This window comes from Desulfocurvibacter africanus subsp. africanus DSM 2603 (assembly GCF_000422545.1).
GTDB classification, from domain to species: Bacteria; Desulfobacterota; Desulfovibrionia; order Desulfovibrionales; family Desulfovibrionaceae; genus Desulfocurvibacter; species Desulfocurvibacter africanus.
In genome coordinates this window covers 51,104-77,022 of sequence record NZ_AULZ01000016.1, presented here as the reverse complement: position 1 = coordinate 77,022, position 25,919 = coordinate 51,104, and the positions used below count along the sequence as shown (strand labels likewise).

Here is a 25,919-nt window from a genome sequence, read left to right as displayed (position 1 = left end):
ACAGGATAGGGTCGAAGAACCTTAACCATGTGGGAGGAAGCCATGGCGCAGGAACGCACGGGCGTTGTGACCATGAAAGGTCAGGGGCTGACCCTGACAGGGCAGGAGTTGCGCAAGGGCGATCAATTGCCGGATGTCGAACTCCTGGACACGGACTTGAACACGGTGCGCCTTGCGGACTTTGCGGGCAAGGTGCTTATCCTCGTCGCCGTGCCCTCGCTGGACACCGCGGTGTGCAACATTGAGGCCCGGCGCTTCAATAATGAAGCCGACAAGCTGGGCAACGACGTACAGGTGTTGATAGTGAGCATGGATTTGCCCTTTGCGCAGAAGCGCTGGGCCGAAGAAGCGGGCGTGCGAGCCATCAAGACACTCTCGGATCACCGCGACGCGGCCTTCGGCCGCGAGTTCGGCATTCTGCTCAAGGAATTGCGGCTGCTGGCGCGCTCGGTATTCGTGGCCGACCGAAGCGGTAAGCTGCAGTACGTGCAGATCGTGCCCGAGGTCACGGACGAGCCGGACTATGACACGGCTTTGAATCTGGCGCGCGAGCTGGTCCAGGAGATGGCGGCCTAGGCCTGCAAGGCGGCTCACCAGCCTCGGTCAGGATGCCTGGCGCAGGTAGTCGTCCACGGCCAGGAACATTTCTTCCGAAGGCTCCTGAGGCGGAAGGAAAGCTTCCTGGCCGGCCAGGGAACAGAGGCATTCGTATAGACGGCCCAGGCAGGCCTGCGCGGGGTTGTCACCGCACAGGGCCAGCACGAGCAACTTGAGGCGTTCGGGCGCGTGCGGCGAAAGGGCCAAGTGCAGCTTGCCGAAATGGGCTGTGAAGAAGAAATGCGAGTAGTATGAGGCAGCTATGTTCTTCATGGCAATCCTTTCCGCAGTGAGCGGGAAAGACGAAAAGCAGGGGGGCGGCTTGGGAGGGATCGGCGGATCTCGATTATTCCCCTGAGGGATTGTCTATGCTGAACAGGGTTGGTTGTCAATTTTGTGATTGCGTGCGGTAATCAGGCACTGCTCCGTGACTTGATTTAACCGCGCTTGTCAAAAGAGAACTTCACGATTCGGGAGGGGACGCGAGACGGTCGCGGAGACGTTCCATCTCGGCCAGCGTCTCTTCCAGGCAAGGACGCATGCGCTTGAGCATTCCAGACAGGCTCTTGTTCTTGGCTGGTTCCTCGTCCAAGTCGATGGCCTTGGCCAAGGGCGCTGTCTGACCAAGCAACTTGGCCGCGCCCACGGTGGCCGAAGCGCCCTTAAGCGAGTGGGCTAAACGGGCTGCGGTTGCGCGATCATTGCTTCTTACGGCCTGGTCGAGTTGATCGAGCTTGAGGAGCGCATCCGTGGCAAAAGCGTCCCAGATCTCGAGCAGGATATTCTGATCATTGCCAAGGCGGCGCAGAGTCGAGTCGAGTTCCAGCAGGGGCTCGTTTGCGGGCAGGGGCATGTCGACGGCATTGGTCCGCGTTGTGCTTGCGGCCTCGAAAGCGGGCCTGACCAGGATGGTCGCCGTGAAGGTGCTGCCCTTGCCCGGCGTGCTTTGCAATGTGATGTTCCCGCCCATCATGCGCGCCAACTCGCGGGCGATGGTCAGCCCGAGCCCGGTGCCGCCATGGCGGCGCGTAAGAGAGCCGTCCAGCTGGGTGAAACTCTCAAATATCTGCTCGTGCTTGTCGGCGGGAATGCCCGGTCCAGTGTCAATCACGCGCAGGCGCAAGGGAAAACGGCCGGAGCCGTTCGGATCATTCGGCGCAACGCCGTCCGGCGCGTCCACCGCGAGCCTGACCGAGCCGCAACTCGTGAACTTAACGGCATTGCCCATTAAGTTTAACAAGATCTGTCGAATTCGGCTGCGATCCGCACGAATCATGCTCGGCACGTCAGCGGCCACGTCGAAGGTCAACTGCAGGGACTTGGCAGCGGCGGCATGGCGCAGGGCCTTGTAAATGGATTGAACGATATCGCACAGGTCCAGTTTCTCCTCGGCCATTGCAAGCCGGCCGGACTCGATCTTGGAAAAGTCGAGGACATCGTTCAGCACCGTCATCAACGCATGGGCCGAGTCGCGGACCAAGCCCAGAATCTCCTGCTGCTCGGCGCTCAGCTTTGTCTCCAACAGCAGGTTGGTCATGCCGAGGATGCCGTTCATGGGCGTGCGGATTTCGTGACTCATGTTGGCCAGGAAGGTGTTCTTGGCTTTGTTGGCCGCTTCGGCTGCGCGTCTTGCGTCTTTTACCTCGCGCTCCATGCGGTGCTTGTACAGGGCGATCTCGATGGTGGAATGCAGTTCCCGTTCGTGGAAGGGCTTGATGAGATAGCCGAAGGGTTCCGAAGGCTTGGCCCGCTCCAGCGTCATGTTGTCGGAATACGCCGTCAGGTAGATTATGGGAATATCGAGGAGTTCCTTGATGCGCTCCGCAGCCTCGATGCCGTCCATATCGCCCTTGAGCCGGATGTCCATGAGCACCAGGTCGGGCTTGGCATCGATGCTCCTGGCCACGGCTTCCTCGCCAGTGGCGGCTACCCCGGCGATGACATAGCCCAGGTGCTCCAAGGTGTACGTGAGATCCAGGGCGACGATGCGCTCGTCATCAACCACGAGGATGGAGTTCTTCATGAAGCCGGCATGCCCAATCGCGGCTCAAGACCGCACGGCAAAGGTTGCTCGCCGCAGACGCTTGCCTGAGGCGAATGGGCCGAAACGGCCCGGCTGGTTCATCGGGACGGATTCATATAGCATTAAAAGTGGCGGGCAAGGCAAGGTTAAAAATACCGCAAGTAAGGGGACATGCGAAATTGCATGGTCCAATGAAAGGACTTGCCGGAGGGCCTTGCGCCGCTGTCGAGCAAGGCGGGCATGCGAAGCCTGGAGCCTGTTCGGCTTGTGTACGCTTCGGTCATTGCAGATGTCCTTCTTTACTTGACACAACGGGGTTGCCATGGCATATGGCTTGTCAAGAATAAGAGCTGAGGCCTGTTTTTGTTATGATTGTGCAGGGGTGACGTTGACAGGCACTCGGGTTTAAAGAAGGAAGGCTTGCCGTGAAAAATCCGGAAGAAGCGTACAATCTGGAAGGGTTCGGCGTGGACGACGTCCTGCGGCGCATCATGTACGCCACTGGCCTGCGCACCCAGGCCCAGCTTGCCGAGCGCTTGGGCGTGCGGCGGGCGGCCATTACCGACGCCAAGCGCCGCAAGGCCGTGCCGGCCGAATGGTTCCTCAAGCTCTGCCGCATGTACCAGCTCAATCCCGTCTGGCTCGAAAGCGGGCTGGGGCCTATGCGCGTGGGCGAGGAAGCCCCGCAGCCCGAGCCGCAGCGCCACAAGGGCCGCCCCGTGCTCAACGACTCCGAAGGGCCTTTCCACCTGGACGAGTTCGCCTTTATCCCCAAGGTCACGGCCGTGCCGCGCATGGGACCCGAGGGCCTGGAAACTGATGCCCAGGTCGAGGGCTACTTCGCCTTCCGTCAGGATTGGTTGCGGCGCAAGGGCAACGTCTCCCAGATGTGCCTCATGCGCGTGGCCGGCGATTCCATGGAGCCCACCCTGCGCGACGGTGACGCCGTGCTGCTCGATCAGTCCCAGACCGAAGTGGTCTATGGCAAAATTTACGTGGTGGGCATCGACGAGGGCGTGGTGGTCAAGCGTTTGGACAAGCGGCCGGGCAAGCTCGTGCTCGTGAGCGACAACCGCCAGGTCTATCCACCCCTTGAGGTCGCCTTGAACGAGTCGGTCAGTGTGCGCATAGTGGGCCGGGTCATCTGGCTGGCCCGCGAGATATTCTAGCAGGCTTCTTCATCCGCAGCATTAAGCGATCGACAGCGCCCAGGCGAGGAGCCGGGGCGCTGTTTTTTTGCGCTCATCGAAGCCTTTCTGCTTTCTTAAAAAAATTAGGGGAGCCAGGGAAATCATTTCCCTGTTGGGAAGTTCTGGGAGGAGCGAGCCGCTTTGGCAGGCAAAGCCCTTCCCAGCTACTATGCTATCTGCTTTCAATCTTGCGCGGTTTGGCCCTCCAGGGCTTGAGCACCGAGATGGCCACGGCGAAAACGAGCGTGCCCACCTGCACGGGAGCCCACAGGGAGTTCATGGCCTTGTTGTGCAGGTAGGCGGGATTGTGCAGCGCGTCCAGGCCTAGTTCCAGGGATACGGGCGCCAGGGCGTTGAGCCAGGGGCCCAGGAAGAAGGTCCCGAAGAGGATGCCGCCCACGGTGATGATCCATTTCAGCGTGATCCAGCCATGGCGCAAGAAGCCCCAATTGGTCAGCAGGGAATAGAGCAGGCCGGTGATGAGGCAGCCGAAGGCCCCTGGAATGATGAGCCAGTCGTCCACGAATTTCATGGAAGTATCGATGCCGTGCAGCATGCCGCCGGTACCGTCGGGGCCGGGGGACATGGCGAACTGCATGGCCACCAGGGTCACGCCCGGCCCCACCCAGATGCAGACGAAGAACAGATGCACGATCTTGAGCCACTTCTGGCCCGTTGCGCCCAGTTTCATGGGTTTGCCTCCAATGATATCCGCTGGACATAGCCCAACCCCTGCGTGCCCGCAACTTGGCGAGATCGGCTCGACACGGACGGGCTTATGGCTGTAAGGCTTGACGAAGCAACGACTTGCGGGGGGAGCCATGCGTAAAGCTTCGAGCCAGGTGCGCGCCTGGGCCATGTACGATTGGGCCAACTCAGCCTATGTGCTGACCACGGTCACGGCAGTGCTGCCGGCCTATTTCGCCACGGCCGTGGTGCCGGAGGCCGGAGCTGTGCTGCTGGGCGTGCGCCTGGCAGCGCCCACGCTCTGGGGGCTCATGGTCGGCTCGGCCGCGCTGCTGATCTTCCTGCTTGCGCCGGTGCTGGGCGCGGCCGCGGACTTCACGGGTTCCAAACGCGCCTTTCTGGCCTCCTTCTGCCTGGCGGGCAGCGCCTGCGCCTTTCTGCTCGGCTTCAGCGGTCCGGGCGACGTATGGCGCACGGCCTCTCTGTTCATGCTGGCCCAGGTGGGTTTCGCCGGCGCCAACGTGTTCTACGACGCCTTTTTGCCGGTGGTTTCCCCGCCGGGCAAGACCGACTGGGTTTCGGGCCTGGGCTTCGCCTGGGGCTACATTGGCGGCGGGCTGCACTTCCTGGCCAGTCTGCTGCTCATCCAGTTCGCCGGAGCCCTGGGTCTGGACCAGGGCCAGGCCGCGCGCATCGCCCTGGCCACGGCGGCCTTGTGGTGGGCGGGCTTCGCCATGCCGGCGCTGATCATGCTGCGCGAGGACAAGCCCGTGTACGAGCTGCCCAGGGAGTACAGAGGCTTGCCCAGGCCGCTGGCCGTATTGCGCGTGGGCCTGTCATTGGCGGCGGGCACCCTGCGCACGCTGGCCTCGCGCACGGAGCGCCGGGGGGCGGGCCTGTTCCTGCTGGCCTTCCTGCTCTACAACGACGGCATCCAGACGGTCATCGCCATGGCCACCATGTACGGCAAGGACGAGCTCAACCTGCCCATGTCCGCGCTCATGCTCACCTTGCTCTTGATCCAGGCCGTGGCCTTCGGCGGCGCTTTGCTCTTTTCGCGCCTAGCCGAGCGCATCACGACCCGCAGGGCCCTGCTCCTGTCCCTGCTCATGTGGTCCTCGGTGGTGTGCTACGCCTACTTCATCGATTCGAGCCTGGAATACTTCATCCTGGGCGCGCTGGTGGGCCTGGTGCTCGGCGGCTCCCAGGCGCTCAGCCGTTCCCTGTTCGCGATCATGATCCCCAAGGAGCAGTCGGCGCGCTATTTCGGCTACTTCTCGGTGGTTAACAAGCTTTCGGCCATCGGCGGGCCTTTCCTCTTCGCGGCCATCCGCCATATGACAGGCTCCTCGCGCGATGCCATCCTGGGCGTGCTCGTGCTCTTCGTGGTCGGCATGGCTCTGCTCTGGCGGGTCAGGCAGCCGGAGCAGGAGAGCGTTCAGGCCTAGCGCCGTTTGTGTTTGAACTGAGAGAGGGCGCGGCCCTCTCTCAGACTCTCTCCCGCCAGGGAAATGATTTCCCTGTACCCTCATTTCATTAAGGAAAATGATTTTAGATCTTGTCCTTGCCTGCCTTACGTCAGCCTTGCCGCTACGCATCAACTGAACCCGATTTTTTAATGCCTGGTCTTTTCAACATCTGCAGGAGTTCGTCATAACGCCGGCGTACGTCGGCACGGTCGTCATCTTCGGGCAGGTTGCGCTCGGCCGCGCGCAGGATCATGTCGGCGTGGCGTCGAACGCTCTCCTTTCGTTCGCTGGTCCGCACGAACACGGCCACGGCCTGTAGCACCTCGAGCATGCGGATGGTCACGGCTGCATTGTGCGCGCTGTTTTGGCGGATGGCGTTGAAGGCCGCGTTCATGGCCCCGGCGAAGGTGTTGGCGTGCGTGATTACGCGCAACCGGCCGCTGTCGTCGCGGTGAGCGATGTGGGGCATGCGCCGCCTCGCCAGCAGGGCCAGGGCCGAGCCGAGGCGGTCGATGCAGCCCAGGGCCGTGAACGTATCGTTGATGCCGGGCGACAGGGCGCGCAAAGCAATTTCCACCAATTGATGGATGGCGTACTCCAGATCCTGGAATGGAGTGCGCATGCTGCCGATGACGAACTGATCATTCACGTTCTTCACCACATCGCGGTTCAGGGACGTGCGCGGCCAGGCGCGCAGGAGCGGCGTTCCCTGCACGATATACTCCCCAGGCTTGTAGGCCAGGACGAAGATGAGATCCTTTTCCTTGGCCAAGCGGACGAGTCCGTCGATCTCCAGGGCCTGCAGGTAGCCGTGCTCCAGGGCCGGAGCCACTGCTGAGTTTTCCTCGAAATCCTCTGGCAAGTCGGGGACCGGCTCGGGCTCTTCGGTGCTAGCGTCTATGGGCTTAGGACAAAGCTGCTCGATGGTCTTGACCAGTTCCTTGTCCACGATGTGCACGAGGGTCTCGGCCTTTATGGACGAGGCGATGTGGTGGATGAAGTAGATGAGCACGAAGAAGGCCGTGATGGCCAGGATGATGCCGATGGTCACGGACAGGTGCGGAATGAATATTTCGTCCACGCGGATGGCGCGGATGATGAGCAGGCAGTAGATGAATGTGGCCACGAAGAAGCCCAGCACGTACTGGTTGCTTTCGTCGCGCATGAAATTGTTGAGCAGCCGGGGGCCGAACTGCGTCGAGGCCAGGGACAGAGCCACGATGGTGATGGAAAAGGTCACGGACACCACGTTGACCATGGACGAGCCGATGGTCGAGAGGATGGTCTGCGCCGCTTCTGGCCCGCCGCCGTAGATGAGCGGGATGCGTGTGAGAACCTTGTCCTCGAGAAAGTCGTCGAGCGCGAGGGTTGTTACGGCCAAGGCGATGGCAGCCAGCACCATGAGCGTCGGCCGAAACCAGAAGCTGGAATCGACCTTGTACCAAAAGGCCTGCAGTCTGGAGCGTTGCAGCATGCCTTAAGGCTCCTTTGCATTCGTGAGCCGCTGACGCAGCTCCAGCCAGTCGTGCAGTTCGCTGGCCGAGCGCGAAAGGTGGTAGCGGCCCTTCTCGAACACCCCGTAGTCGCCACCTCCGGCCATGGCCGCGGCATAACGGATTGAGTTGGCGTAGAACAGCCAGGCGTCGCTCCAGATGCGTTCCGGGTACTCGTCAAAGAGATTGCCGCCCTGACCTGGACCTTTACCCGGACCTTGGGCCAAGCCCTTGGCCCATATCTCCTGCATGATGTCCGTGATGCGCGCGGTCTTCTCGTTGGTTTCGCGCACGGCATGCTCGAAATGCTCCCAGTGGCCCTTGATCCAGGATGAGTCATGGCAAGCCGTGCAAGACTGCTGCATGGCTTTGGCGCGGCGGTCCCGCTCGGCTGCGTCGGCCAGGAAGTTGGCGGCGAATTTCCCGTCCAGGTCCGCGGGCAGGGGCAGGCCCTGGCCGTTGCGGATGATGGTCGTATCAGGCTTGAGCGGGTGAGGGTGGGCGTAGACCAGCCCGAACAGCCGCCAAGCCAGGCGGTCGTTCATGCGGTGCGTGCGCTTGGCCACGATCGAGCCTTCGGTGTCCACGAGCAGGCTGACATGGCAGGCCGCGCAGGTCGGCGCGGTGAAGTCCCTGCCCACGGTCCAGGGCACGGCCTCGTAGTTCCAGTCCTTGCCCAGCGCCGCATGAATCTTGCCGTGGGCGCTGGCCGCATAGACGTAGTACACGGGCACGTCCGGTCCCTCATGGCACTCCTTGCAGGTGTAAGGCGATCGAGCCTCCTTGATGGAAAAGGCGTGGCGCGTGTGGCAGGCCGAACACGCGCCCAGGCTGCCGTCGAGGTTCACGCGGCCCACTCCGCGGTTGGGCCAGCCCTTGATGATCGGAAAGTCCATCTCGCCCTGCACTGTCTCGCGCGTGACAGTGCCTGTCACGGATAGGCGCGTGCCGTGGCAGGAAAAGCAGGCTTGATCCTGTGTGGCCTGTTCGGGTTCGGCAAAGGAGAGCTTGCCCTCCTTCAGATGCGGCGATCCGTTGATGGCCTGCATGAGCTGGCCGAAGACCGGGTTGCCGGCCAGGTTGCCGTGGGCGTGGGACATGACGTTCGCGGCGAACTGACGGCGTTCCTCGCCGTGGCATAGCCCGCAGTCGTCCGGGCTGACCGCCGCATGCACCTGATAGCCGTTGTGCTCGAAGCTGCCGGCATGCTTTTCGGCCCGCGCGGTGTGGCACTCGGCGCAGCCCACGGAAACCTCGCGCAGTCCCTCGGGGACGGCTCCGTTCACGCGCCGCTCCAGCTCGGACCGTTTCAGGCCCCTGGCCGGTGTCGTAGCGGCATGTCGGCTGGCCTGCCAAGCTTCGACAATGCCCGGATGGATGCTCGCGTGACAACCCAGGCACTCCTCCGTGGCAGGACTGGCCGTGGCCGGGCTGGTGGGCGCGACGTCTGGCGTCTGGCACCAGGCTTCCATTGGCGACAGGGCCAGGCCAAGAAAGCCGAACAGACCGATCAGGCCGAGCAGGGCGACCGGGAAGGCTTTGTGCAGCGTGGAGTTCGGAAGCATGCATTCCTCCTGGATTGTTGCCACTATGCGTCGCCTTACGACCCGGGCGCAAGGGTTTTCCTCTAGGGTTGGGGCCTACAGCGTTATGCGTTTTGCGCCGACAGCCAAGCCCGTACGGTTCGTGCATGCTTGGATCGCAAAATATGGGAAATTCGACGCGAATTCGCCTGACAAGGAGGTCGCATGGAGGAAGCACGCTCGCCCGTGGATCTGTTGGCTCGAAAAACGGTTCAGGAGTTGGTCAAGGCCATGGCCGTCCGTTATGAGCAGTTGTTCCGCGCACTGTCTCGGCGTTACAGGCCCCAAGGCTAGCTTGTTCCTGTCGGCTGTTCCGGAGGGTTCGGCCGGCTGGGGGCGGGGGCGCGCATGAACGGTTCCAGGATTCCCGGCGCAAATCAGCAACGCTCCTTGCGCGGCGTGATGTTTCTTCTGTTCATTGCGCTCATGGCCTGGGTCTGGATTTCCCGGGGTATGACGGCCCCGCCGCCATTGAGCTACAGCGAATTCCGCGAGCAGCTGGCGGCCGACAACGTGCGGAGTGTCCTGGTGCAGGGCGAGCGCATCGACGGCCAGTTCCGGCAGGCCATCCGCTACCGCCCCGAAGGCGCGTCCCAGGACATGGAGCTGGCGCGCTTCCGCACGTACATCCCATCCTTCGGTGATCCCGAGCTGTTCGATCTCCTGCAGGCCCGGGACGTGCAGCTTCGCGTCAGGCCCGAGAGCGACGGCTCCTGGCTGTGGCTGCTCCTGTTCGGCCTGTTGCCCATGCTCTTCCTGGGCTTCATTGTCTGGGTCCAGTTTCGGCGCGTGTCGGGCGGCGGAGGAGGGGGGCTGTTGGGCATGGGCCGAAGCAGGGCCAAGCTCTACGACCAGCGCAAGGAGCGCACGACCTTCGACGACGTGGCCGGCGCCGAGGGGGCCAAGGAGGAACTCCAGGAAATCGTGACGTTCCTCAAGGACCCAGGCCGCGTACGCCGCCTGGGCGCGCAGGTTCCGCGCGGGGTGCTCCTGGTCGGTCCGCCGGGCTGCGGCAAGACCCTGCTGGCGCGGGCCGTGGCCGGAGAGGCCGGAGTGCCCTTCTTCAGCATAACCGGCTCGGATTTCATGGAGATGTTCGTGGGCGTGGGCGCCTCGCGCGTGCGCAGCCTGTTCGAGGACGCCAAGAAGAACACGCCGAGCATCATTTTCATCGACGAGTTGGACTCCATCGGCCGCAAGCGCGGGGCAGGCCTGGGCGGCGGCCACGACGAGCGCGAGCAGACCCTGAACCAGCTGTTGTCAGAGTTGGACGGTTTCGAGCAGAGCCACGACGTCATCGTCATGAGCGCCACCAACCGCCCGGATATTCTGGACCCGGCGCTCCTGCGGCCCGGCCGCTTCGACCGCCGGGTGACCATTCCCCTGCCCACCACCAAGGCCCGGCTTGAGATTCTGCGCATCCACGCGCGCAATAAACCCATGGCCCAGGACATCGACCTGAACGCCCTGGCGCGCGGTACGCCGGGCTTCAGCGGCGCGGACCTGCGGAATCTGCTCAACGAGGCCGCGCTCATGGCCGCCAGATACGACCGCAAGGAAATCCTGCGCGAGGACGTGGAGCAGGCCCGCGACAAGGTGCTCATGGGCCTCGTGCGCCAGGGGCTGGCCATCAGCGACGAGGAGAAACGCACAGTGGCCTACCACGAGTCGGGCCATGCCCTGGTGGCCGCGGTCATGCCCAACGCAGATCCGCTGCACAAGGTTTCCATCGTGCCGCGGGCCATGAGCATGGGCGTGACCCAGCAGCTCCCGGAGACGGAGAAGTACGTCTATACGCGCGAGTACCTCCTGGACCGTCTGGCCGTGATGATGGGTGGCCGGGCCGCCGAGGAGCTGGTGCTGGGCACCATGACCAGCGGCGCGGGCAGCGACCTGCTGGAGGCCACGCGCCACGCCCGGCGCATGGTCGTGGAGTGGGGCATGAGCAAACGCTTCAGCCACATGGCCCTGGGAGGCAGCAATGAGCCGGTCTTCCTGGGTGAGGATTTCGCCACCAGGCGGGAGTACAGCGAGGAGACGGCCCGCGAGGTGGACGAGGAGGTTGCAACCATCCTTGAAGCCGCTTACGGCAAGGCGCGAGCGGCCCTGGAGGAGTACCGTCAGGGCCTGGACAAACTGGCCGCCAAGCTGCTGGAGGAGGAAGAGCTGTCCGGCGATGTCGTGCTGACCATCCTGGGCGTGGACGGCAAGCGCAGGCCGGCGGGGTTGTCCTAGGGCGCGTCTTCAGGTTGTCGGCAGTCGATCGTCAGAACAAAGCCTGTGGTTGTTCAGCAAAAAAAATCGCGGGTGCAGGGGCACGTTGCCCCTGCCGGGAGGAGCTTGAGGAGGGCAGGGCCCTTATCAAATTCCGCATTTGGCGTATGCCGCCTGGCGCTGCGGTTGCCCTTGTGCCACGAACATAACTTACCCGATCTACTAAAAAATAAGCAGTGACAACATCCTATAGGATGCCTGAGGGGTCTTGTTGGTGGCTATTAGGGCCATGGATGCAGGCTTGGGGCATGGGCGGCTTTCTGGTGGAGTCTTATAGAGGGGCTGGACCTGCTTCTGACCCAAAAATCGCGAAACAAAGCCAACCACACGCAAGCCCTTGGGCATGAGGAGCTGAACACGTATCGCCTGCTCACTGCGTGCGTATTCGGCTTGCCGGACGGCCGGCAAATGCCAAGGCGATCCGACTCGGTCGTGCATTACCAATAACGATAAACACCGTAGCCGAAATAGAAGCGCGGCCCCCATGGGTCATAATAAGGGTCTCGATAGGGCGCACGCTCGGGCCAGAGATAGACGTCGTTGGAAATGACCACGGGATACACGTAGGGCCGCTCGCCCACGGGGCGCGTCTCCGAGCCTTCGAGAGTTCCGGCGACCGTTACCTCGCGGCCGGGCGCGTAGAGCGCCGGGTCCAGGAAGGCCGGCGTGCGCACCAGGAAGCGGCCGCCTGTGCGCTGACCAGACTCGGGCCTGTCAGAGGAGTTCAGTTCGAACTGGAGCACCTCCAGTTCGGTGCCTTCACGGCCCGGCCGGAGGGATACGATCCTGCCGCCCCACAGCACGGTGGAATTCGTGTAGGCCCCGGGGCGTTCCGCCACCTGCAACGGATCGGCCAAGGTCGTGGGCGTTATGCGCATGTCCTTGGGCAGCCTGGAGCCGCAGGAAGACAACACCAGGGCCGCGACAAAGGCGGCGGCGATGATTGCCAGCAGACGCGCCCAGAAGGGATCGATGTTCATTGCTTCTCCTCAAGTCCCGGTCGGTGGCCGGGGCTTCCTCCATCCCTTTTACATTCATAGCAGACGCGGGCCGTAACGCAATGGCGCGCGGCATTGAATAGGGTGGAGTTTTGGGCTAGCCTGCCGGCCTGGATCGAAACATCCCGATTCCCCATACCAGCAGCAAAGGAAGCGATTCATGGCCATGCTCGCCAGCCAGATCAAAGACTACCTGGAGCGCGCCTCGTGGATCCGGCGCATGTTCGAAGCCGGTATTGAGCTCAAGAAACAGTTCGGCGAAGACGCCGTGTTCGACTTCAGTCTCGGCAACCCCGACCTGCCGCCGCCCCCGGCCGTGAAGAAGGCCCTGGCCGAAATCGCCGAAAACGCGGACAAGCCCTTCGCCCTGGGCTACATGCCCAACCCCGGCTACCCGGACGTGCGTGCGGCCCTTGCGGCCCAGCTTTCCCAGGAACAGGGCGTGACAGTGGGTGCGGGCGACGTGATCCTGACCTGCGGCGCGGCCGGAGGGCTCAACGCCTTTTTCCGAGCCGTGCTGGAGCCCTGCGACGAGGTGCTCTGCCCTGCGCCGTTCTTCGTGGAGTACGGCTTCTATGTGCAGAACTTCGGCGGCGGGCTGACCCCGGTCAAGGCGTTGCCCCCGGACTTCGGCCTGGACGTCCCGGCCATGGCCGCGGCCATCAACGCCAAGACCCGCGTGGTGCTGATCAACTCGCCCAACAATCCCACGGGAGCCATCTACCCGCGCGAGCAGTTGCAGGCGTTGGCCCAAGCCTTGCGCGAAAAGTCCGCGCAGTTCGGCCGGCCCATCTATCTCGTGTCCGACGAGCCTTACCGTTTCCTGGCCTACGACGGAGCCGAGGTTCCGAGCCTCCTGCCCATCTACGAGCATTCGGTGGTGGCCAGCTCCTTTTCCAAGAATCTTTCCCTGGCCGGCGAGCGCGTGGGCTATCTGCTGGTCAATCCGGCCATGCCCGGCAAGGCCGAGCTGCTGGCTGGCCTGACGCTCACCAACCGCATCCTGGGCTACGTGAACGCACCGGCCATCGGCCAGAAGATCCTGGCCAAGGCCCTGGGCTCGCAGGTGGACGTGTCAATCTACGCGGCGCGGCGCAAGGCCATGGCCGAGGTGCTCGATGCGGCGGGCATCGAATACGCCATGCCGAAGGGCGGCTTCTACTTCTTCCCCAAGGCTCCGGGCGGCGACGATCTGGCCTTTGTCCGGCGGCTGCAGGAGGAGCGCGTGCTGGCCGTGCCCGGTACGGGCTTCGGCTATCCGGGATTCTTCCGCCTGGCCTTCTGCGTTGACGAGAAGATCATCCGCAGGAGCGTGGAGGCTTTCGCGCGGGCCATGAAGGGGTAGAGCGCGAAGCAGAGAGACAGAATGTAAAGAACCCCCGCCTGGAACTACCCGGCGGGGGTTCGTCATTTCGTGGGTGAATCGCGCCGACGGCGGCTGGCTTTAAGGCACTTCGCGAGCGAAATGCGTGGGTCCAGGGCGCGTTCCATAGGGGATATGGCCCTGGTGGATGAGGCTCGGGAGGACAAGCTCCCGGTTCTCATGCAAAACGCTCTATTTCACGCCGCAGGCTTCCATCTTGGCCTCGATGGCCTGGGCGATCTGGCGGCCATAGTCGAAGCACTGGGCCAACATCTCGGCATCCGGGACGTTCTTGGTGCGCACGCCTTCGCCCACGACGTCGATGTTCATGGACGTCAGCCATTCCTTGATGATCTTCACGGACTCGCCGCTCCAGCCGAAGGAGCCGAACACTCCGCCGACCTTGTTCTGGGGCTTGAGACCCTTCATGTACTGCAGCGCGCCGGCCACGTAGGGCAGGATGCCGTTGTTGTGCGTGGGGCTGCCCACGATGACCGCGCCCGAGCGCGAGACCTCGGTCATGACGCTCGTGTGGTGGTTGGCCTTGAGGTGCATCAGGGTCACCTCGCAGCCCGCGTCCTTGAGGCCGTCGCCGATGGCCCTGGCCATGGTTTCAGTGGAGTGCCACATGGTGTCGAAGAGGATCGTGGCGCGCCGGGTCGGATGCTGGGCCGCCAGTTCGGCGTACTGCTGGATGGCGAAGGCCACATCCTTGCCGCGGAACATGAGGCCGTGGTCCGGGGCGATCATGTCGATTTCCCAGCCGAGCTTCTGGATCTGCTCGAAGGTCTTCTGCACGATGGGCGAGAAGGGCAGCACGATGTTGGCGAAGTACTCGCGCATGAGCTCCGTGAGCTTGGCCCGGTCCACCTCGTCCACGAATCGCTCGCTGCTGGCCAAATTCTGGCCGAAGGCATCGCTGGAGATGAGCAGCTTGTCCTCGGGGATGTAGGTCATCATGTTGTCCGGCCAGTGCAGCATGCGCGTTTCCAGGAACTGGAGCGTGCGCCGGCCCAGGGACAGATTCGCGCCCGTGGGCAGGGCCTCGACGGTCCAGCCCTTGTCCTTGATATGGTAGAGCGAATCCATGGCCTTCAGGCCCATGGGCGAGCAGAAGATCTTCTCGGGTTTTACGCGCTCCACGGTTTCCACGAGGCAGCCGGCGTGGTCCGGCTCCAGGTGGTTGACCACCAGGTAATCCACGGCTTCCAGGCCTCCTGCGGCCAGGGCCACGTTCTCGAAGAACTCCTCTTCATGGCCGTGCTTGACGGTGTCGAACAGGGTTACCTTCTCGTCCTTGATGAGGAATGCGTTGTACGTGGTGCCGTTGGGCGAAAGGGCGTAGCCGTGGAAGTCGCGCGTATTGTAGTCCACGGCCCCAACCCAATGGATATCCTTTTTGATTTCCACAGGTCTCATGGTTCTCCTCGCTTGTTGAGGCGTAATGGTATCTTCAAGTATTTCTTAGGAGAAAAAAAGGCCGCTGCAAAGCGTAAAGGCCGGGCCGCTGAGCGCGTGCCCGGCCCTGCATCAATGCCGACGCCGGAAATCAGCCTTCCTTGGAGAACTCGGACTTGGGCGCGCCGCACACGGGGCAGACCCAGTCCTCGGGAACGTCCTCGAACTTGGTGCCGGGATTGACGCCGTTATCCGGGTCGCCGTCTGCGGGATCGTAAACATAGCCACAAATGTTGCAAACATACTTGTCCATGTGTTCCTCCGGTTGTTTGCTCAATGAAAACCCTGAGCGCAGAGACCTCGGTCGGCCCTCATTGGCAGGGACTGCCCTGCGCATCTTCTTCCGCCTCGCCTTCGAAGACGGAGCTGCCCGAGCGGCAGAGGGGGCAGCGCCAATCCTCGGGCAGTTCCTCGAAGGTCGTGCCCGGCTCGATGCCCGACAGGTGGCGCCCTGCTTGGGATCGTAAACGAAGCCGCATACCGTGCACTGCTGCTTGCCCATGGTCTCTCCTTGCGGCCGTGCCATTGTCCGCCTGGATGTCTAATTGGCGGACGGCAAAGCGCGAAATGGCAGGCTATTGCTATTCATAGCCGCTTTATGACGTCAATTCAATATCTTTGGGAAAAGGAGAGTCCCCGCGCAGGGCTCGGCCAATCCGGCGATTCGTCTACTGCGCCTCACGACCTTGTAGGGCCTTCCTCATCCCCGGATCGAGTCTTTTCCTTGGGCGGACTGCCGGGCACCCACCAGCGTGCGGCCTCGCGGGCGGCCTCTTCCGTGGGCACGGCGCGGGTCTTGATTACTGAGACGAGCATGGAGCCGCCGATGAGGACGGCGGTGATTAGCAGGGCCAGTTCCGTGGGCACGACCTTGGCAGCGAAGTAGGCGTTGAGGATCATCTTCGCGCCCACGACCACGAGCACCAGCGACAGGCCGTACTTGAGGTAGTGGAAGCGGTGGATGATTCCCACCAGCGCGAAGTAGAGCGCCCGAAGGCCCAGGATGGCGAAGACGTTGGAGGTGTAGACGATGAAGGGGTCCGTGGTGATGGCGAAGATGGCCGGGATGGAGTCCAGGGCGAATACCAGGTCCGTGAACTCGATGAGCACGAGCACGATCAAGAGCGGCGTGATGTAGAGCACGCCATTGCGCCGGACGAAAAATTTCTGGCCCTCGAAGCCCTCGGTCACGCGGAAGCGGCTGCGCATGAAGCGGTTGATGCGGTTTTCTTCCAGGTTGGGCTCCTGGCCCACGGTCACGAGCATCTTGACGCCCGTGAAGACGAGGAAGGCTCCGAAGATGTAGATGACCCAGTGGAAAGCCTCGATGATCGCCGCGCCGGTCACAATAAGCAGGGCGCGCATGACCAGCGCCCCCAGGATGCCCCAGAAGAGGACCTTGTGCTGATGGGTCTTCGGCACGGCGAAGTGCATGAAGACAAGTACGAAGACGAATATGTTGTCCACGCTCAGGCTCTTCTCGATGAGATAGCCCGTGAAGAACTCCGTGCCGGCCTGATTGCCCAGCACGTAATACACGCCTGCGCCGAAAGCCAGGGACAGAACGAGGTAGCCCAGGCTGAGCAGCAGGGCCTCGCGTACGCCGATCTCGCGCCCCTTGCGGTGTAGGACGCCCAGGTCCAGGCCCAGGAGGGCCAGAACCAGTACGTTGAAGCCGATCCACATCCACGCCGTTTCCACTCTCGATGCTCCTTATTGCGGGTTAGCCTAGCATGGCTGGTTGAGGACGTCTGCCCTGGCTCACGAAAAGGAAGGCCATGGGCTTGAGCGTGCCGGCCGCGAGAGAACGCCCTCGCGGCCGGCATGCGGTTACATTTCGAGCTGCTGAATGCCTTCCAGAATCCATTCGGGCCTGGGCGCGGCCTCGTCTCGGCGGATGTGCCAGACCTCGCGCACCTGCGTGGGCTGAGAGGCGTTCTGGTCCTCGCGCAGCAGCGCATCGTAGAGCACCGTGATCACGGTCTGCTGGCCATCCTTGCGAGCCTCCAGGACACGTGCATTGAGCATGAGGACGTCGGTCTTGTCCGGCATCGGATCCTCGGCGGCCTGGCGCTCGATTTCGGCCAGGACCTCGGGGCTGGTGAAGGCGCGGATGTCCTTAAGGTCGCGTCGGTTCCAGGATGCCTGCAACCTGGCGTACAGGGCCTTGGCGCCGGACAGGAACTCGGCCTCGTCCAGGCCATCGGGCATGGCCGGGCCAGCCTCGGGCGCGGAACTGGCCTGCGCGGAGGCCGAGCGCAGCGAATCCCAGCCGCCGGCGCTTGCGGCCGGGCTGGAGCGGTCCGCCTGGGCTGCGGCATAGGCATACCTGTCGTTGCCGGCCATGGCGGCCGGGTTCGCCTGGGAGACCTTGCGCGAGCGGATGAACCTGAAGAGCATTAGGCCGGCCAGGCCGAACAGCAGTAGCTCAAGGATGCCAATGCCGCCGCCCATGCCGCCGCCGAACAGGAGCGAGCCCAGCAGCCCGCCCACGACCAAGCCACCGAGCATGCCGCCTATGCCGCCGAACTTGGAGAGGAATCCGCCCTGGGCCGGAGCCGCCTGCTGCCCCGGCGTGGCCTGGCGCTGCATGGTGGTCGGATCCTTGGCCGGAGCAGGCTTGTTGTAGCCGCTGGAGTAGGACGACTTGCTGCCAAAGGACTTGCCGCCGCCCATGCGCCTGGCTTCGGCCGAGTCGACCGCCATGAGGAACATGGCGAGCGCGAGCAGCGGCACGATGAGCCAGCGTAACAGGTCCTGGGCCGAAAGGCCCTGCAAGGCCGCGGCTTCGGTGCGCGGGCGCTTGGCGTTCAGGCCGAGCGTAGTAGTCTGTCTGGAATGGAATCGCGAGGTGTGAAACAAGGGACCTCCAAATCTCCGGCAGGTCGCCGGGGTTGGGCTGGAGGTCTCGAAACAAAAAACGAGACTTCCAGCATGATTACTCATGCTGAAGGTCTCGCTCATCGGTGTGGTCCGACGGCAAGGCCAAGCGATCAGGGATCGCCAGTATTGTTGACCTTGCCCGAGAGAGCTACTCCCCTTCAGGTGGAGTCAACTATATAGACGGCCCGGCTGGTGTCAAGGCATACCGGGCCGCTCGGAGCGCTGGCTTAATGCGCTCCGGCGTGGATGAGCGGCTTGAAGCCAAAGGAGGCCACGCGCTCCTCGTTGTGGCAGCTTTCGCAGTCCTTGAGTGTCAGTGTGCTTTTGATGAGCGAGGGATCGCCGGATTCGGCGTGCATGGAGCCCGGGCCGTGGCAGACTTCGCAGCCGGCATTGGCCAGGTGCGGAGTCTGCTCGAAGCTAACGAACCCACCGGGCTGGCCATAGCCCGTGACGTGGCATTCAAAGCATTTGGCCAATTCATTGGGCTTGAGGTCCGTTGCCATGCGGGTCACGTGTTGCGAGGAGCGGGCTTTTTTGGAGTCCTTGCTGTAGCGCTCATACTGCTCTGCGTGGCATTGGCCGCAGGCCTCGCTGCCAACGTACGTCGGACCTTGGGCCGTGAGCCCCGGAACATCCGCCAGCATCAGCAGTGCGATCGTGAATGCAATCAGGATCAAAGCTGTGCGCAATGTGCTAGGCATGGCGGAACCCTCCTCGGGTTGAGGCAGGAGCTAAGTGGCCATCTGGCAGCCAGTTCTTGAGCGGCCTATATCTTTTTTCCGCAATGTGGTCAAAGTGGAAGCTGAATTATCTAATCCTTTTGGGAAGAAAAAAGACGGATTTGAGCAGATTCATACGTAAGCCGAAATGAAATCGGCCCCTGCGGCATGCCGCAGGGGCCGAAAAGACAATCTTGGGCAGACGGCGTTACAGAGCCAAAGTTGCCTTGAAGGCGCTGGCCATGTCCTCCACATCCGCGATGAAGAGCGCTTTGCCGTCCCGGCCGATCGTAAGCGCATTGCCCTGCGTGACCTCGCCCACCAAGGCGCAGTCCTGACCGGCGAAGAGCGCCTCGAAGGCTTGGCGATTACCGGGCTTGACCGTGACCAGCAGGCGGCTGGCCGATTCGGAGTAGAGCAGGGTCAGGTCGTCCAGTCCCGCAGGGGTCGAGGGCACCTTGCCGAGGTCCAGATGGGCGCCCAGGCGGCCACCAAGACACATCTCGGCCAGGGCCACGGCCAAGCCGCCGTCGGACAGGTCGTGGGCCGCGCTGATCAGGCCTTTCTGCATGGCCTGGAAGAGCGTGCGGTAGCGCAGCAGGGCGGATACGGCGTCCACCTGCGGCACATGGCTACCGACAACGCCGAGCTGGCCGGCGATCTCGCTGCCGCCGGTCTCGTCGAAGGTGCGGCCCAGCAGGAAGATCAGCTCGCCTGGCCGCTTGAGGTCCGAGGTCACGCAGCGCTTCACGTCCGGCACGATGCCCACCACGGAATAGAGCACCGTGGGCGGGATGGAGATCTTCTTACCGCCGCCGTAGTAGTCGTTCTTCATGGAGTCCTTGCCCGAGATGCACGGCACGCAGAAGGCCCGGCAGTAGTGGTCCAGGGCCTCGTTGGCGCGCACGAGCTGGGCGAGCTTGTACTCGCCGTCGGGCGTCTTCTCGCTCTGCACCGGATCGCACCAGCAGAAGTTGTCCGTGCCGACCATCTGGTCCGGGTCCGCGCCCACGGCCACGGCATTGCGAACGGCCTCGTCGACGGCGTTGGCCGTCATCCAGTAGGCGTCGAAGTCGCTGAACTTGGGGCAGATGCCGTGGGAGATAACCAAGCCGCGCTCGCTGCCCAGCACGGGCCGCAGGGCTCCGGCGTCGGACGGGCCGTCGCGCAGCGCACCCACCATGGGCTTGACCGCGCTGCCGCCCTGGACCTCGTGGTCGTACTGGCGCACGGCGAATTCCTTGCTGCAGACGTTCAGCCGGCCAAGCATGCTCAGCAGCAGCTCGCCATGGCTCTGCTTGGGCTTCGGCAGCTCCTGGCCGCCGATGGCCGGCCGTTGCCACACGGCGGACAGCTCCATCTGGGGCACGCCGTCGTGCAGGAAATTCATTTCCAGAAAGGCCACCGGCTTGCCGCCATATGTAACATGGAGGTAGCCCGTGTCCGTGAACTCGCCGAGATCCGTGGCATCCACGTCCATCTCAGCGGCCAGGCTCAGGAAGGCTTCGATCTTGTCGGCCGGCACGGCCAGGGTCATGCGCTCCTGCGCTTCGGAGAGCAGGATTTCCCAGGGCCGCAAACCGTCGTACTTGAGCGGCGCTCGCGCCAGATCAAGGCGTGCTCCGCCCGTGTCCTGGGCCATCTCGCCCACGGACGAGGACAGGCCGCCCGCGCCGTTGTCGGTGATGGCGTTGTACAAGCCGGTGTCGCGGGCGCGCATGAGGAAGTCGTACATCTTGCGCTGGGTGATGGGATCGCCGATCTGCACGGCCGTGGCAGGAGAGCCCTCGTGCAGCTCCTCGGAGGAGAATGTCGCGCCGTGGATGCCGTCCTTGCCGATGCGGCCGCCGCACATGACGATGCGGTCGCCAAGGAGGGCCTGCTTGTCATGGCCCGGCTTGCCGTTGACCATGGTCGGAATGGTGCCGAGGGTGCCGCAGTAGACCAGCGGCTTGCCCAGGTAGCGTTCGTCAAAGACGATGGAGCCGTTGACCGTGGGCACGCCGGACTTGTTGCCGCCATGCTCCACGCCCTTCTGCACGCCCTGGAGCACGCGTCGCGGGTGCAGCAGACGCGGGGGCAGTTCGCCCTCGTGGAAGGGCGAGGCGAAGCAGAACACGTCGGTGTTGCACACTAGGTTGGCGCCCATGCCCGTGCCCATGGGATCGCGGTTCACGCCAACGATGCCGGTCAGCGCGCCCCCGTAGGGGTCCAGGGCCGAGGGGCTGTTGTGCGTCTCTACCTTGATGCACACGCTCACGTTCTCGTCGAACTTGAACACGCCGGCGTTGTCCTTGAACACGGACAGACACAGGTCGTCCTTGCCCTTGGCAGCGCGGATGGCCTTGGTGCTTCCGGCGATGAAGGTCTTGAACAGACTGTCGATCTCGTATTGCTGACCGTTCTCGCGGTTATCGTAGCGGATCCTGGCCTGGAAAATTTTGTGCTTGCAGTGCTCGGACCAGGTCTGGGCCAGGGCCTCGACCTCGGCGTCCGTGGGCTCGGCAGGCAAGCCCTGTTTGGCGCGGGCCGCGCGCACTTCGGGCCGTCCATAGTAGGCGCGGATGGCCCGCATCTCCTCCAGGCTCAGGGCCAGGGTATTCTCGCGGCTGAAGGCCAGCATCTGCTCGTCGCTCATGGTCGACAGGGGGATGACAGCCACCTCGTCCACGGAGCGGCCCTTGACCTGCGATGCGCGGGGATCGGTGATGGGGCCTTCCTGGCGCGAGCGCACCTCGATGCATTCGATAAGCTCGTTGGCCAGCAGGTCCTTGCCGATATGCTCCACCTGCTCGCGGGACAGCGCGCCCTTGAACAGGTACTGCGTGGCCGTGTACACGGCCAGGCCCTTGGCCTGCTCGGGCGTGAAACCCAGCACCAGGGCTACCGAAGATTTGGCGGTGCGGCCTTCGTTGTCTGTCACGCCGGGCCGAAAGCCCACTTCCAGCAGCCAGTCCCAGTCCAAGGACGCGGCAAGGGGCGTGCGCGAGGCCGCATGCAGCACGGGGTCGTGCAGCACTGCCTTGTCCAGCACCGTGCCGATCTGGGCCTCGTCCACGCCGTCCACGGTGTAGACCTTGACCACGCGCGCCGATTCCACGGCCATGCCCAGGGCGTCGCGTATCTCGCCCGGCAGGCTCCTGCCCCTGGTATCGGCAACGCTCGGCCGCGTCGCTACTTCAACTCGCCACTGCATGACGTCCTCGCTTTGTGCCTGATGTTGCAGTCGGAGAAGCGGAGCTCTGCCCCGCGCCTCGCCAGGGTCTCTATCCCGAGAAGAGTCCCTGAACCCCGCCGCTCGACTCGCTGACCCGCGAGTTTCGGCGCGGATGCGCCCACGGGGTGAGGAGATAAACATGATATGCCCCTTGGCCAAGCGGCCAAGAGGTCGTAACAAGCCAGAGCAATACTGGGAGGAGAGGTCGCTATCCGCTTGGCGGACATGCGCCGGAGCGGCCGGTTGGAAACGGCTGCGCCGGGGCTATCCGTGCCTTGCGCCATGGATTGTCTCTCCGGCCAGGCGCCTCTGTGTCGTTTATCTTCGTGGGGCAGTCAAGGGCAAAGAGAATGGGGCCGCGGACTGCCCGGCGGAGAATGGAATCCCTGCACGGGCCATATGGAAACACCCGAATTGCACATAGGCGGCGCAAGGCGATGGCGGCAGACTGGCGCGCATGCGCTCAGCGGCTATTTTTCCCGCTGCAGGACGAACTCCAGGGCGCAGTCCAGCACTTTTCTTTCCTCGCTCTCCGGGAAGGCTTCCAGGGCGCGGGCAGCCTTGGCTGCGTACTCGCCGGCCAGGGCGCGGGCGCGCTCCGTACAAGAACTGGACTGGATGTCGGCCAGGAGCTGAGCCAGGGCTTCCTCGCTCAGCGCCTTGGAGCGGATGTCCGACAGCAGGGCTTCGCGCCGCGCGGGGCTCAGGGACTCCAGATGATAGATGAGCGGCAAGGTCAGCTTGCCTTCGCGCAGATCTCCGCCGGCCGGCTTGCCAGAGACGCTGCTGGCCGAGGTGTAGTCCATGGCGTCGTCCACGATCTGGAAGGCGATGCCCATGTTCAGGCCGAAGACCGAGGCGGCTTTGATCAGCTCGTCGCTCACGCCGGCCAGCAGTGCGCCGACCACGCAGGAGGCTTCGAGGAGATAGGCGGTCTTGCCCGTGATGATGTGCAGGTATGTTTCCAGGGAGGAATCCATCTCCCGGGTGTTGACGATCTCGGCCACCTCGCCCGCCACGGTGCGCATGATGGCTTCGGAAAGGCAGGTCGTCAGCCGGGGATCGCCGTAGGAGGCCACGAGCTGGTTGGCCAGGGCCAGGAGCACGTCGCCGGCCAGAACGGCCTCGGTGCGCGAGAATACGATGTGCGCCGCGGCCTTGCCTCGGCGGAGCACCGCGCCGTCCAGGATGTCGTCGTGCAGCAGGGTGGCCGAGTGGAGGAACTCCAGGGAGCAGGCCAATGGATAGATCGCCTCGCCCTTGTGTCCCAGGGCCCTGGCGCAAAGAATGGCCAGCACCGGACGCAGCCGCTTGCCGCCGGCCGCGAGCACGTGCGCGGCGGCAGGGCGCACCAGGGGGTCGAGCTTGTCCGTTTCCCTGGCCAGGAAGTCGTTAATGGCCGGGAGTTGCTGCTCGATATAGGCGGCCAGGACTCGCATGGCCGCATGGTACTGTTCATTGGATCGGCTTATCAAGGCATTTTCTCCTGTCCGGAGCTAACCGGAGCGGGGGTCAAGAGCGTTCGCGCCGCGCGTTCCAGCGCTCGAAGCGCCAGGGGCATGTCCCAGCCCTGGGGCGGGCGCAGTCCCACGAAATTTGAGATCGAGCGGATTTCCAGGAACGGTAGTCCGGCCCGCAGACAGCCCAGGGCCAGGGCGAAACCTTCCATGCTTTCCACGTCGGCCGCATGGCGTGCGCGCAGTTTCTGCGCCCGTGTCGCGCAACCGCTTACTCCGGCCACGGTCAGCCCGTGGACGGACGGCCAGCCGGGCAAGTGCAAGCCCATGGCCGAGGCCGCAGCAGACGGCTTCAGGCCGATGCGCCCGAAGACAGGCCCGTCGGGCGTCAGGGCCTGGGCCAGTTTGAGGCCTCTGGGATCAAGGCCGGCTTCGCCGTACAGGCCGAATTCGGGCCACGTCTCGCTGGCCACCACGGCCAAGCTGCCCAGGGGCAAGCGCTCGGGATCGAAGCTGCCGGCCAGTCCAAGGTTGAGCACGCCGCGCACCCTGTGGCGGGCCAGGGCCATGCCCAGGCCGAAGGCTGCGTTGACCGGGCCGATGCCCGTGGCCGTAGCCAGCACTCCACCTGGGATTGCCGGCAGGTCCAGGCGCACAACCAGCCCTTCGCCCGCAGGGAGAGGCTGGCCGGTCCAGCCGAGGGCGGCCTCAAGCTCCAGGAGCGTGGCCGCCACGATCAGGGCTGCCATGGACCTTCCATCACCGAAAGTTTCAAAGGTGTTCTCAGCTATAGTATTACCGAGGCACATTGACGCAAACCGCTTGGATTGTCCATGTCGGACGCCACGAGGGCTGCTGGTTCCGTCTTTCCGGAGCCGCCCGGCGGCGTCGGAAGAGGTCCTCATATGTGTCTCGGCATGCCGTGCGTTGCGGCCTGAAGCCCGAGCGCTTGGATGTGGACAAGCGCGGCGGCCGCGGCTAGGGTTCCGCCATGCACATAGATTGGACGCACGTGCTGACCGCTCTGGGACTGGCCTTTATCTTCGAGGGCCTGCCGTATTTCCTGTGGGCCGAGAAGATGCCCAAATACCTGCTGCTGCTTTGCACCCGCCCGCCATCCATCCTGCGGCGCATGGGACTGGCCGCCATGCTTGGCGGCCTGCTGCTGATCTACATGGCCCAGAACTAGCGCTCTTAGAGCATTTTGCTTTAGAGAATACTCTGCAAGCCATGCGTCAACATGGTTTGCCGCCGCGTAGGCGCAATTCACTTGCGCCGTCAACGCCGGAGCGAGCGTCTTAAAAGTAATCTGCTCTAGGTCGGCTCGCAGGCCTTGCGGGCTACGTGCAGCACAACTATGCCTGACAGCAGCGGCTGCCAGTAGACCTCGGCGAATCCCGCCGCGCGCATCTCCGCCGCCAGTTCCTTGGCGGGAGGAAAGCCGCGAATGGTTTCTGCCAGGTAGGCATATGCGCTACGATCGCCCGAAATCACCCGTCCCACCGCAGGCAGAATCATATCAAGATACAAGTTGTAGAGCCCTTTCCATACGCGGCTCTTGCCCGAACCGAATTCGAGCACGCACAATCGGCCGCCGGGCTTGAGCGCCTGGTGGATTTCGGCAAAGGCCTCGGAGCGGGGCACGATGTTGCGGATGCCGAAGGCGATGGTCGCGGCGTCCAGGCTGGACGCGGGCAGGGGCAGGCGGCGTCCGTCGGCCAGCACCGGCTGCGCGGACCTGCCGCGTGCCGAGGCCTTGGCCTTGCGCTGTCCACGGCGCAGCATAGGCTCGGTAAAGTCCATGGCCAGCACTCGCGCGCCGGGATATTGGCGCAGGATTTCCAGGCTTACGTCCATGGTTCCGGCGGCCAAGTCCAGGACAAGGCCTGCTTCAGGCAGGCGTAAAGTGCGCACCAGGCGGTAGCGCCAGTAGATGTCCTGGCCCAGGCTCAGGGCGTGGTTGAGGAAATCGTACCAGCCGGCGATGCGGCCGAACATGGAGGCCACCCGCCTGCCGTGCTCCTCGGCTGAGTTGTCCGCGCCATACGGTCGCGCCGGTTGATGGCTCACGATTTGCGCTGCTCCTTGGCCTCGTGCTCGCCGCGTGCGGTTTCGCCGGGAGTCGGCTCGGAGATCGTGCGCAGCACCTCGGAATAAATGGGCTTGAAGTAGTCGGCGAAGTTGGCTGGAGAGATTCGGCCGCCCTCGATGAACTTGACCATGATCTCCTTGGCCACCTGCAGCGCCTGAGCCTTGAGTTTGTCCACGTGACCTCCGGCAAAGAAATTCAGAAAACCCGCCCGTGGGAAACGGTCCTGACCGACGCGGACAAGACCGAGCGGGAAAGGGAACGAAACGCTTAACGCCACGCCCTCTTTTTGCCGGGTCTGTAGCACTTCAGGCTTTAGGCGTCGAGGGAAGACTGCGCGCGGCGGCTCGTCGGGATGGGAAGCATGGTCGGGGCATGGGCTGATCGGCATTAATGGAGCGCGAAAAAAAAAGCAG

At 63.6% G+C, this 25,919-nt stretch carries 24 protein-coding genes; 7 read left to right on the top strand and 17 right to left on the bottom strand.

The window, feature by feature from the left end; all coding sequences use genetic code 11:
• The first annotated feature begins 42 nt into the window (after nt 1-42).
• On the top strand, nt 43-576 hold the full coding sequence (gene tpx, locus H585_RS0112105; RefSeq protein WP_014259838.1) for a thiol peroxidase: 534 nt from the start codon (nt 43-45) through the stop codon (nt 574-576).
• Nucleotides 577-603: 27 nt separating this feature from the next.
• Here tpx and H585_RS0112100 read toward each other — a convergent pair whose 3' ends face one another.
• Nucleotides 604-870, bottom strand: a complete 267-nt coding sequence (locus tag H585_RS0112100) for a hypothetical protein (protein WP_027368012.1) — start codon at nt 868-870, stop codon at nt 604-606.
• Nucleotides 871-1,060: 190 nt separating this feature from the next.
• Complete coding sequence (locus H585_RS0112095; RefSeq protein WP_027368011.1) at nt 1,061-2,620, bottom strand: ATP-binding protein; 1,560 nt, start codon at nt 2,618-2,620, stop codon at nt 1,061-1,063.
• Nucleotides 2,621-3,045: 425 nt separating this feature from the next.
• On the opposite strand from H585_RS0112095, the gene H585_RS0112090 reads away from it, so the two are divergent.
• Nucleotides 3,046-3,789 carry a LexA family transcriptional regulator gene (locus tag H585_RS0112090; RefSeq protein ID WP_014259841.1) on the top strand — a complete coding sequence of 248 codons (744 nt, stop codon included), beginning with the start codon at nt 3,046-3,048 and terminating at the stop codon, nt 3,787-3,789.
• Nucleotides 3,790-3,982: 193 nt separating this feature from the next.
• Here H585_RS0112090 and H585_RS0112085 read toward each other — a convergent pair whose 3' ends face one another.
• On the bottom strand, nt 3,983-4,501 hold the full coding sequence (locus tag H585_RS0112085) for a hypothetical protein (protein ID WP_027368010.1): 519 nt from the start codon (nt 4,499-4,501) through the stop codon (nt 3,983-3,985).
• A 130-nt stretch (nt 4,502-4,631) separates the two neighbouring features.
• On the opposite strand from H585_RS0112085, the gene H585_RS0112080 reads away from it, so the two are divergent.
• Entirely contained in the window at nt 4,632-5,945 is a 1,314-nt protein-coding gene (locus H585_RS0112080) for an MFS transporter (protein ID WP_027368009.1), read from the top strand.
• Nucleotides 5,946-6,087: 142 nt separating this feature from the next.
• Here H585_RS0112080 and H585_RS0112075 read toward each other — a convergent pair whose 3' ends face one another.
• The gene (locus H585_RS0112075; RefSeq protein WP_027368008.1) at nt 6,088-7,440 is read right to left on the bottom strand and encodes a DUF2254 domain-containing protein; all 1,353 of its coding nucleotides are present in this window, start codon (nt 7,438-7,440) and stop codon (nt 6,088-6,090) included.
• 3 nt (nt 7,441-7,443) lie between these two features.
• Nucleotides 7,444-9,024, bottom strand: coding sequence for a multiheme c-type cytochrome (locus H585_RS0112070; RefSeq protein WP_027368007.1), 1,581 nt, complete (start codon nt 9,022-9,024; stop codon nt 7,444-7,446).
• Nucleotides 9,025-9,207: 183 nt separating this feature from the next.
• On the opposite strand from H585_RS0112070, the gene H585_RS23840 reads away from it, so the two are divergent.
• Together H585_RS23840 and ftsH are read left to right on the top strand one after the other, a co-directional pair.
• Nucleotides 9,208-9,336, top strand: a complete 129-nt coding sequence (locus H585_RS23840) for a hypothetical protein (protein ID WP_014259846.1) — start codon at nt 9,208-9,210, stop codon at nt 9,334-9,336.
• Nucleotides 9,337-9,390: 54 nt separating this feature from the next.
• Complete coding sequence (gene ftsH, locus H585_RS0112060; RefSeq protein ID WP_027368006.1) at nt 9,391-11,277, top strand: ATP-dependent zinc metalloprotease FtsH; 1,887 nt, start codon at nt 9,391-9,393, stop codon at nt 11,275-11,277.
• A gap of 476 nt (nt 11,278-11,753) precedes the next feature.
• Here the strand turns inward: ftsH and H585_RS0112055 are convergent, their stop codons facing one another.
• On the bottom strand, nt 11,754-12,296 hold the full coding sequence (locus H585_RS0112055) for a Slp family lipoprotein (protein ID WP_027368005.1): 543 nt from the start codon (nt 12,294-12,296) through the stop codon (nt 11,754-11,756).
• Between the two features lie 178 nt (nt 12,297-12,474).
• Here H585_RS0112055 and H585_RS0112050 point away from each other — a divergent pair, with 178 nt between their 5' ends.
• The gene (locus tag H585_RS0112050; protein WP_027368004.1) at nt 12,475-13,659 is read left to right on the top strand and encodes a pyridoxal phosphate-dependent aminotransferase; all 1,185 of its coding nucleotides are present in this window, start codon (nt 12,475-12,477) and stop codon (nt 13,657-13,659) included.
• Nucleotides 13,660-13,869: 210 nt separating this feature from the next.
• Here the strand turns inward: H585_RS0112050 and H585_RS0112045 are convergent, their stop codons facing one another.
• From H585_RS0112045 to mqnB, 9 genes are all read right to left on the bottom strand, one after another.
• Nucleotides 13,870-15,096, bottom strand: coding sequence for an FprA family A-type flavoprotein (locus H585_RS0112045; RefSeq protein ID WP_027368003.1), 1,227 nt, complete (start codon nt 15,094-15,096; stop codon nt 13,870-13,872).
• Nucleotides 15,097-15,226: 130 nt separating this feature from the next.
• A complete protein-coding gene (gene rd / locus H585_RS0112040; RefSeq protein ID WP_005987348.1) occupies nt 15,227-15,388 on the bottom strand; it encodes a rubredoxin in 162 nt (53 codons plus the stop codon).
• Nucleotides 15,389-15,446: 58 nt separating this feature from the next.
• Nucleotides 15,447-15,614: a rubredoxin gene (locus tag H585_RS21385; protein ID WP_420834585.1), complete on the bottom strand. Its 168-nt coding sequence runs from the start codon at nt 15,612-15,614 to the stop codon at nt 15,447-15,449.
• A 199-nt stretch (nt 15,615-15,813) separates the two neighbouring features.
• Nucleotides 15,814-16,836 (bottom strand): TerC family protein, encoded by a 1,023-nt coding sequence (locus tag H585_RS0112030; protein ID WP_027368002.1) that lies wholly within the window; start codon nt 16,834-16,836, stop codon nt 15,814-15,816.
• Between the two features lie 129 nt (nt 16,837-16,965).
• Entirely contained in the window at nt 16,966-17,997 is a 1,032-nt protein-coding gene (locus H585_RS0112025) for a Tim44 domain-containing protein (protein ID WP_051183107.1), read from the bottom strand.
• A gap of 248 nt (nt 17,998-18,245) precedes the next feature.
• Nucleotides 18,246-18,722 (bottom strand): cytochrome c family protein, encoded by a 477-nt coding sequence (locus H585_RS0112020; RefSeq protein WP_027368000.1) that lies wholly within the window; start codon nt 18,720-18,722, stop codon nt 18,246-18,248.
• A gap of 226 nt (nt 18,723-18,948) precedes the next feature.
• Nucleotides 18,949-21,936: an AIR synthase-related protein gene (locus tag H585_RS0112015; RefSeq protein ID WP_027367999.1), complete on the bottom strand. Its 2,988-nt coding sequence runs from the start codon at nt 21,934-21,936 to the stop codon at nt 18,949-18,951.
• A 491-nt stretch (nt 21,937-22,427) separates the two neighbouring features.
• Entirely contained in the window at nt 22,428-23,432 is a 1,005-nt protein-coding gene (locus H585_RS0112010; RefSeq protein WP_014259861.1) for a polyprenyl synthetase family protein, read from the bottom strand.
• On the bottom strand, nt 23,429-24,163 hold the full coding sequence (gene mqnB, locus H585_RS0112005; protein ID WP_027367997.1) for a futalosine hydrolase: 735 nt from the start codon (nt 24,161-24,163) through the stop codon (nt 23,429-23,431). The genes H585_RS0112010 and mqnB overlap by 4 nt, the downstream gene beginning before the upstream one ends.
• A gap of 242 nt (nt 24,164-24,405) precedes the next feature.
• On the opposite strand from mqnB, the gene H585_RS0112000 reads away from it, so the two are divergent.
• Nucleotides 24,406-24,603, top strand: a complete 198-nt coding sequence (locus tag H585_RS0112000; protein WP_005987335.1) for a DUF2065 domain-containing protein — start codon at nt 24,406-24,408, stop codon at nt 24,601-24,603.
• A 125-nt stretch (nt 24,604-24,728) separates the two neighbouring features.
• Here the strand turns inward: H585_RS0112000 and H585_RS0111995 are convergent, their stop codons facing one another.
• Both H585_RS0111995 and H585_RS0111990 read right to left on the bottom strand, forming a co-directional pair.
• Entirely contained in the window at nt 24,729-25,484 is a 756-nt protein-coding gene (locus H585_RS0111995; protein ID WP_027367996.1) for a ubiquinone/menaquinone biosynthesis methyltransferase, read from the bottom strand.
• Nucleotides 25,481-25,681: a hypothetical protein gene (locus H585_RS0111990; RefSeq protein ID WP_027367995.1), complete on the bottom strand. Its 201-nt coding sequence runs from the start codon at nt 25,679-25,681 to the stop codon at nt 25,481-25,483. The genes H585_RS0111995 and H585_RS0111990 overlap by 4 nt, the downstream gene beginning before the upstream one ends.
• Between the last annotated feature and the right edge of the window lie 238 nt (nt 25,682-25,919).

Coding starts and splice junctions, on each gene's coding strand:
- H585_RS0112055 (WP_027368005.1), bottom strand. CDS start 12,296: ATGAACATCGATCCCTTCTGGGCGCGTCTGCTGGCAATCATCGCCGCC.
- H585_RS0112095 (WP_027368011.1), bottom strand. CDS start 2,620: ATGAAGAACTCCATCCTCGTGGTTGATGACGAGCGCATCGTCGCCCTG.
- ftsH (WP_027368006.1), top strand. CDS start 9,391: ATGAACGGTTCCAGGATTCCCGGCGCAAATCAGCAACGCTCCTTGCGC.
- H585_RS0112000 (WP_005987335.1), top strand. CDS start 24,406: ATGCACATAGATTGGACGCACGTGCTGACCGCTCTGGGACTGGCCTTT.
- H585_RS0112070 (WP_027368007.1), bottom strand. CDS start 9,024: ATGCTTCCGAACTCCACGCTGCACAAAGCCTTCCCGGTCGCCCTGCTC.
- tpx (WP_014259838.1), top strand. CDS start 43: ATGGCGCAGGAACGCACGGGCGTTGTGACCATGAAAGGTCAGGGGCTG.
- H585_RS0112075 (WP_027368008.1), bottom strand. CDS start 7,440: ATGCTGCAACGCTCCAGACTGCAGGCCTTTTGGTACAAGGTCGATTCC.
- H585_RS0112015 (WP_027367999.1), bottom strand. CDS start 21,936: ATGCAGTGGCGAGTTGAAGTAGCGACGCGGCCGAGCGTTGCCGATACC.
- H585_RS0112050 (WP_027368004.1), top strand. CDS start 12,475: ATGGCCATGCTCGCCAGCCAGATCAAAGACTACCTGGAGCGCGCCTCG.
- H585_RS0112085 (WP_027368010.1), bottom strand. CDS start 4,501: ATGAAACTGGGCGCAACGGGCCAGAAGTGGCTCAAGATCGTGCATCTG.
- H585_RS0112100 (WP_027368012.1), bottom strand. CDS start 870: ATGAAGAACATAGCTGCCTCATACTACTCGCATTTCTTCTTCACAGCC.
- mqnB (WP_027367997.1), bottom strand. CDS start 24,163: ATGGCAGCCCTGATCGTGGCGGCCACGCTCCTGGAGCTTGAGGCCGCC.
- H585_RS0112020 (WP_027368000.1), bottom strand. CDS start 18,722: ATGCCTAGCACATTGCGCACAGCTTTGATCCTGATTGCATTCACGATC.
- H585_RS23840 (WP_014259846.1), top strand. CDS start 9,208: ATGGAGGAAGCACGCTCGCCCGTGGATCTGTTGGCTCGAAAAACGGTT.
- H585_RS0112080 (WP_027368009.1), top strand. CDS start 4,632: ATGCGTAAAGCTTCGAGCCAGGTGCGCGCCTGGGCCATGTACGATTGG.
- rd (WP_005987348.1), bottom strand. CDS start 15,388: ATGGACAAGTATGTTTGCAACATTTGTGGCTATGTTTACGATCCCGCA.
- H585_RS21385 (WP_420834585.1), bottom strand. CDS start 15,614: ATGCGGCTTCGTTTACGATCCCAAGCAGGGCGCCACCTGTCGGGCATC.
- H585_RS0112045 (WP_027368003.1), bottom strand. CDS start 15,096: ATGAGACCTGTGGAAATCAAAAAGGATATCCATTGGGTTGGGGCCGTG.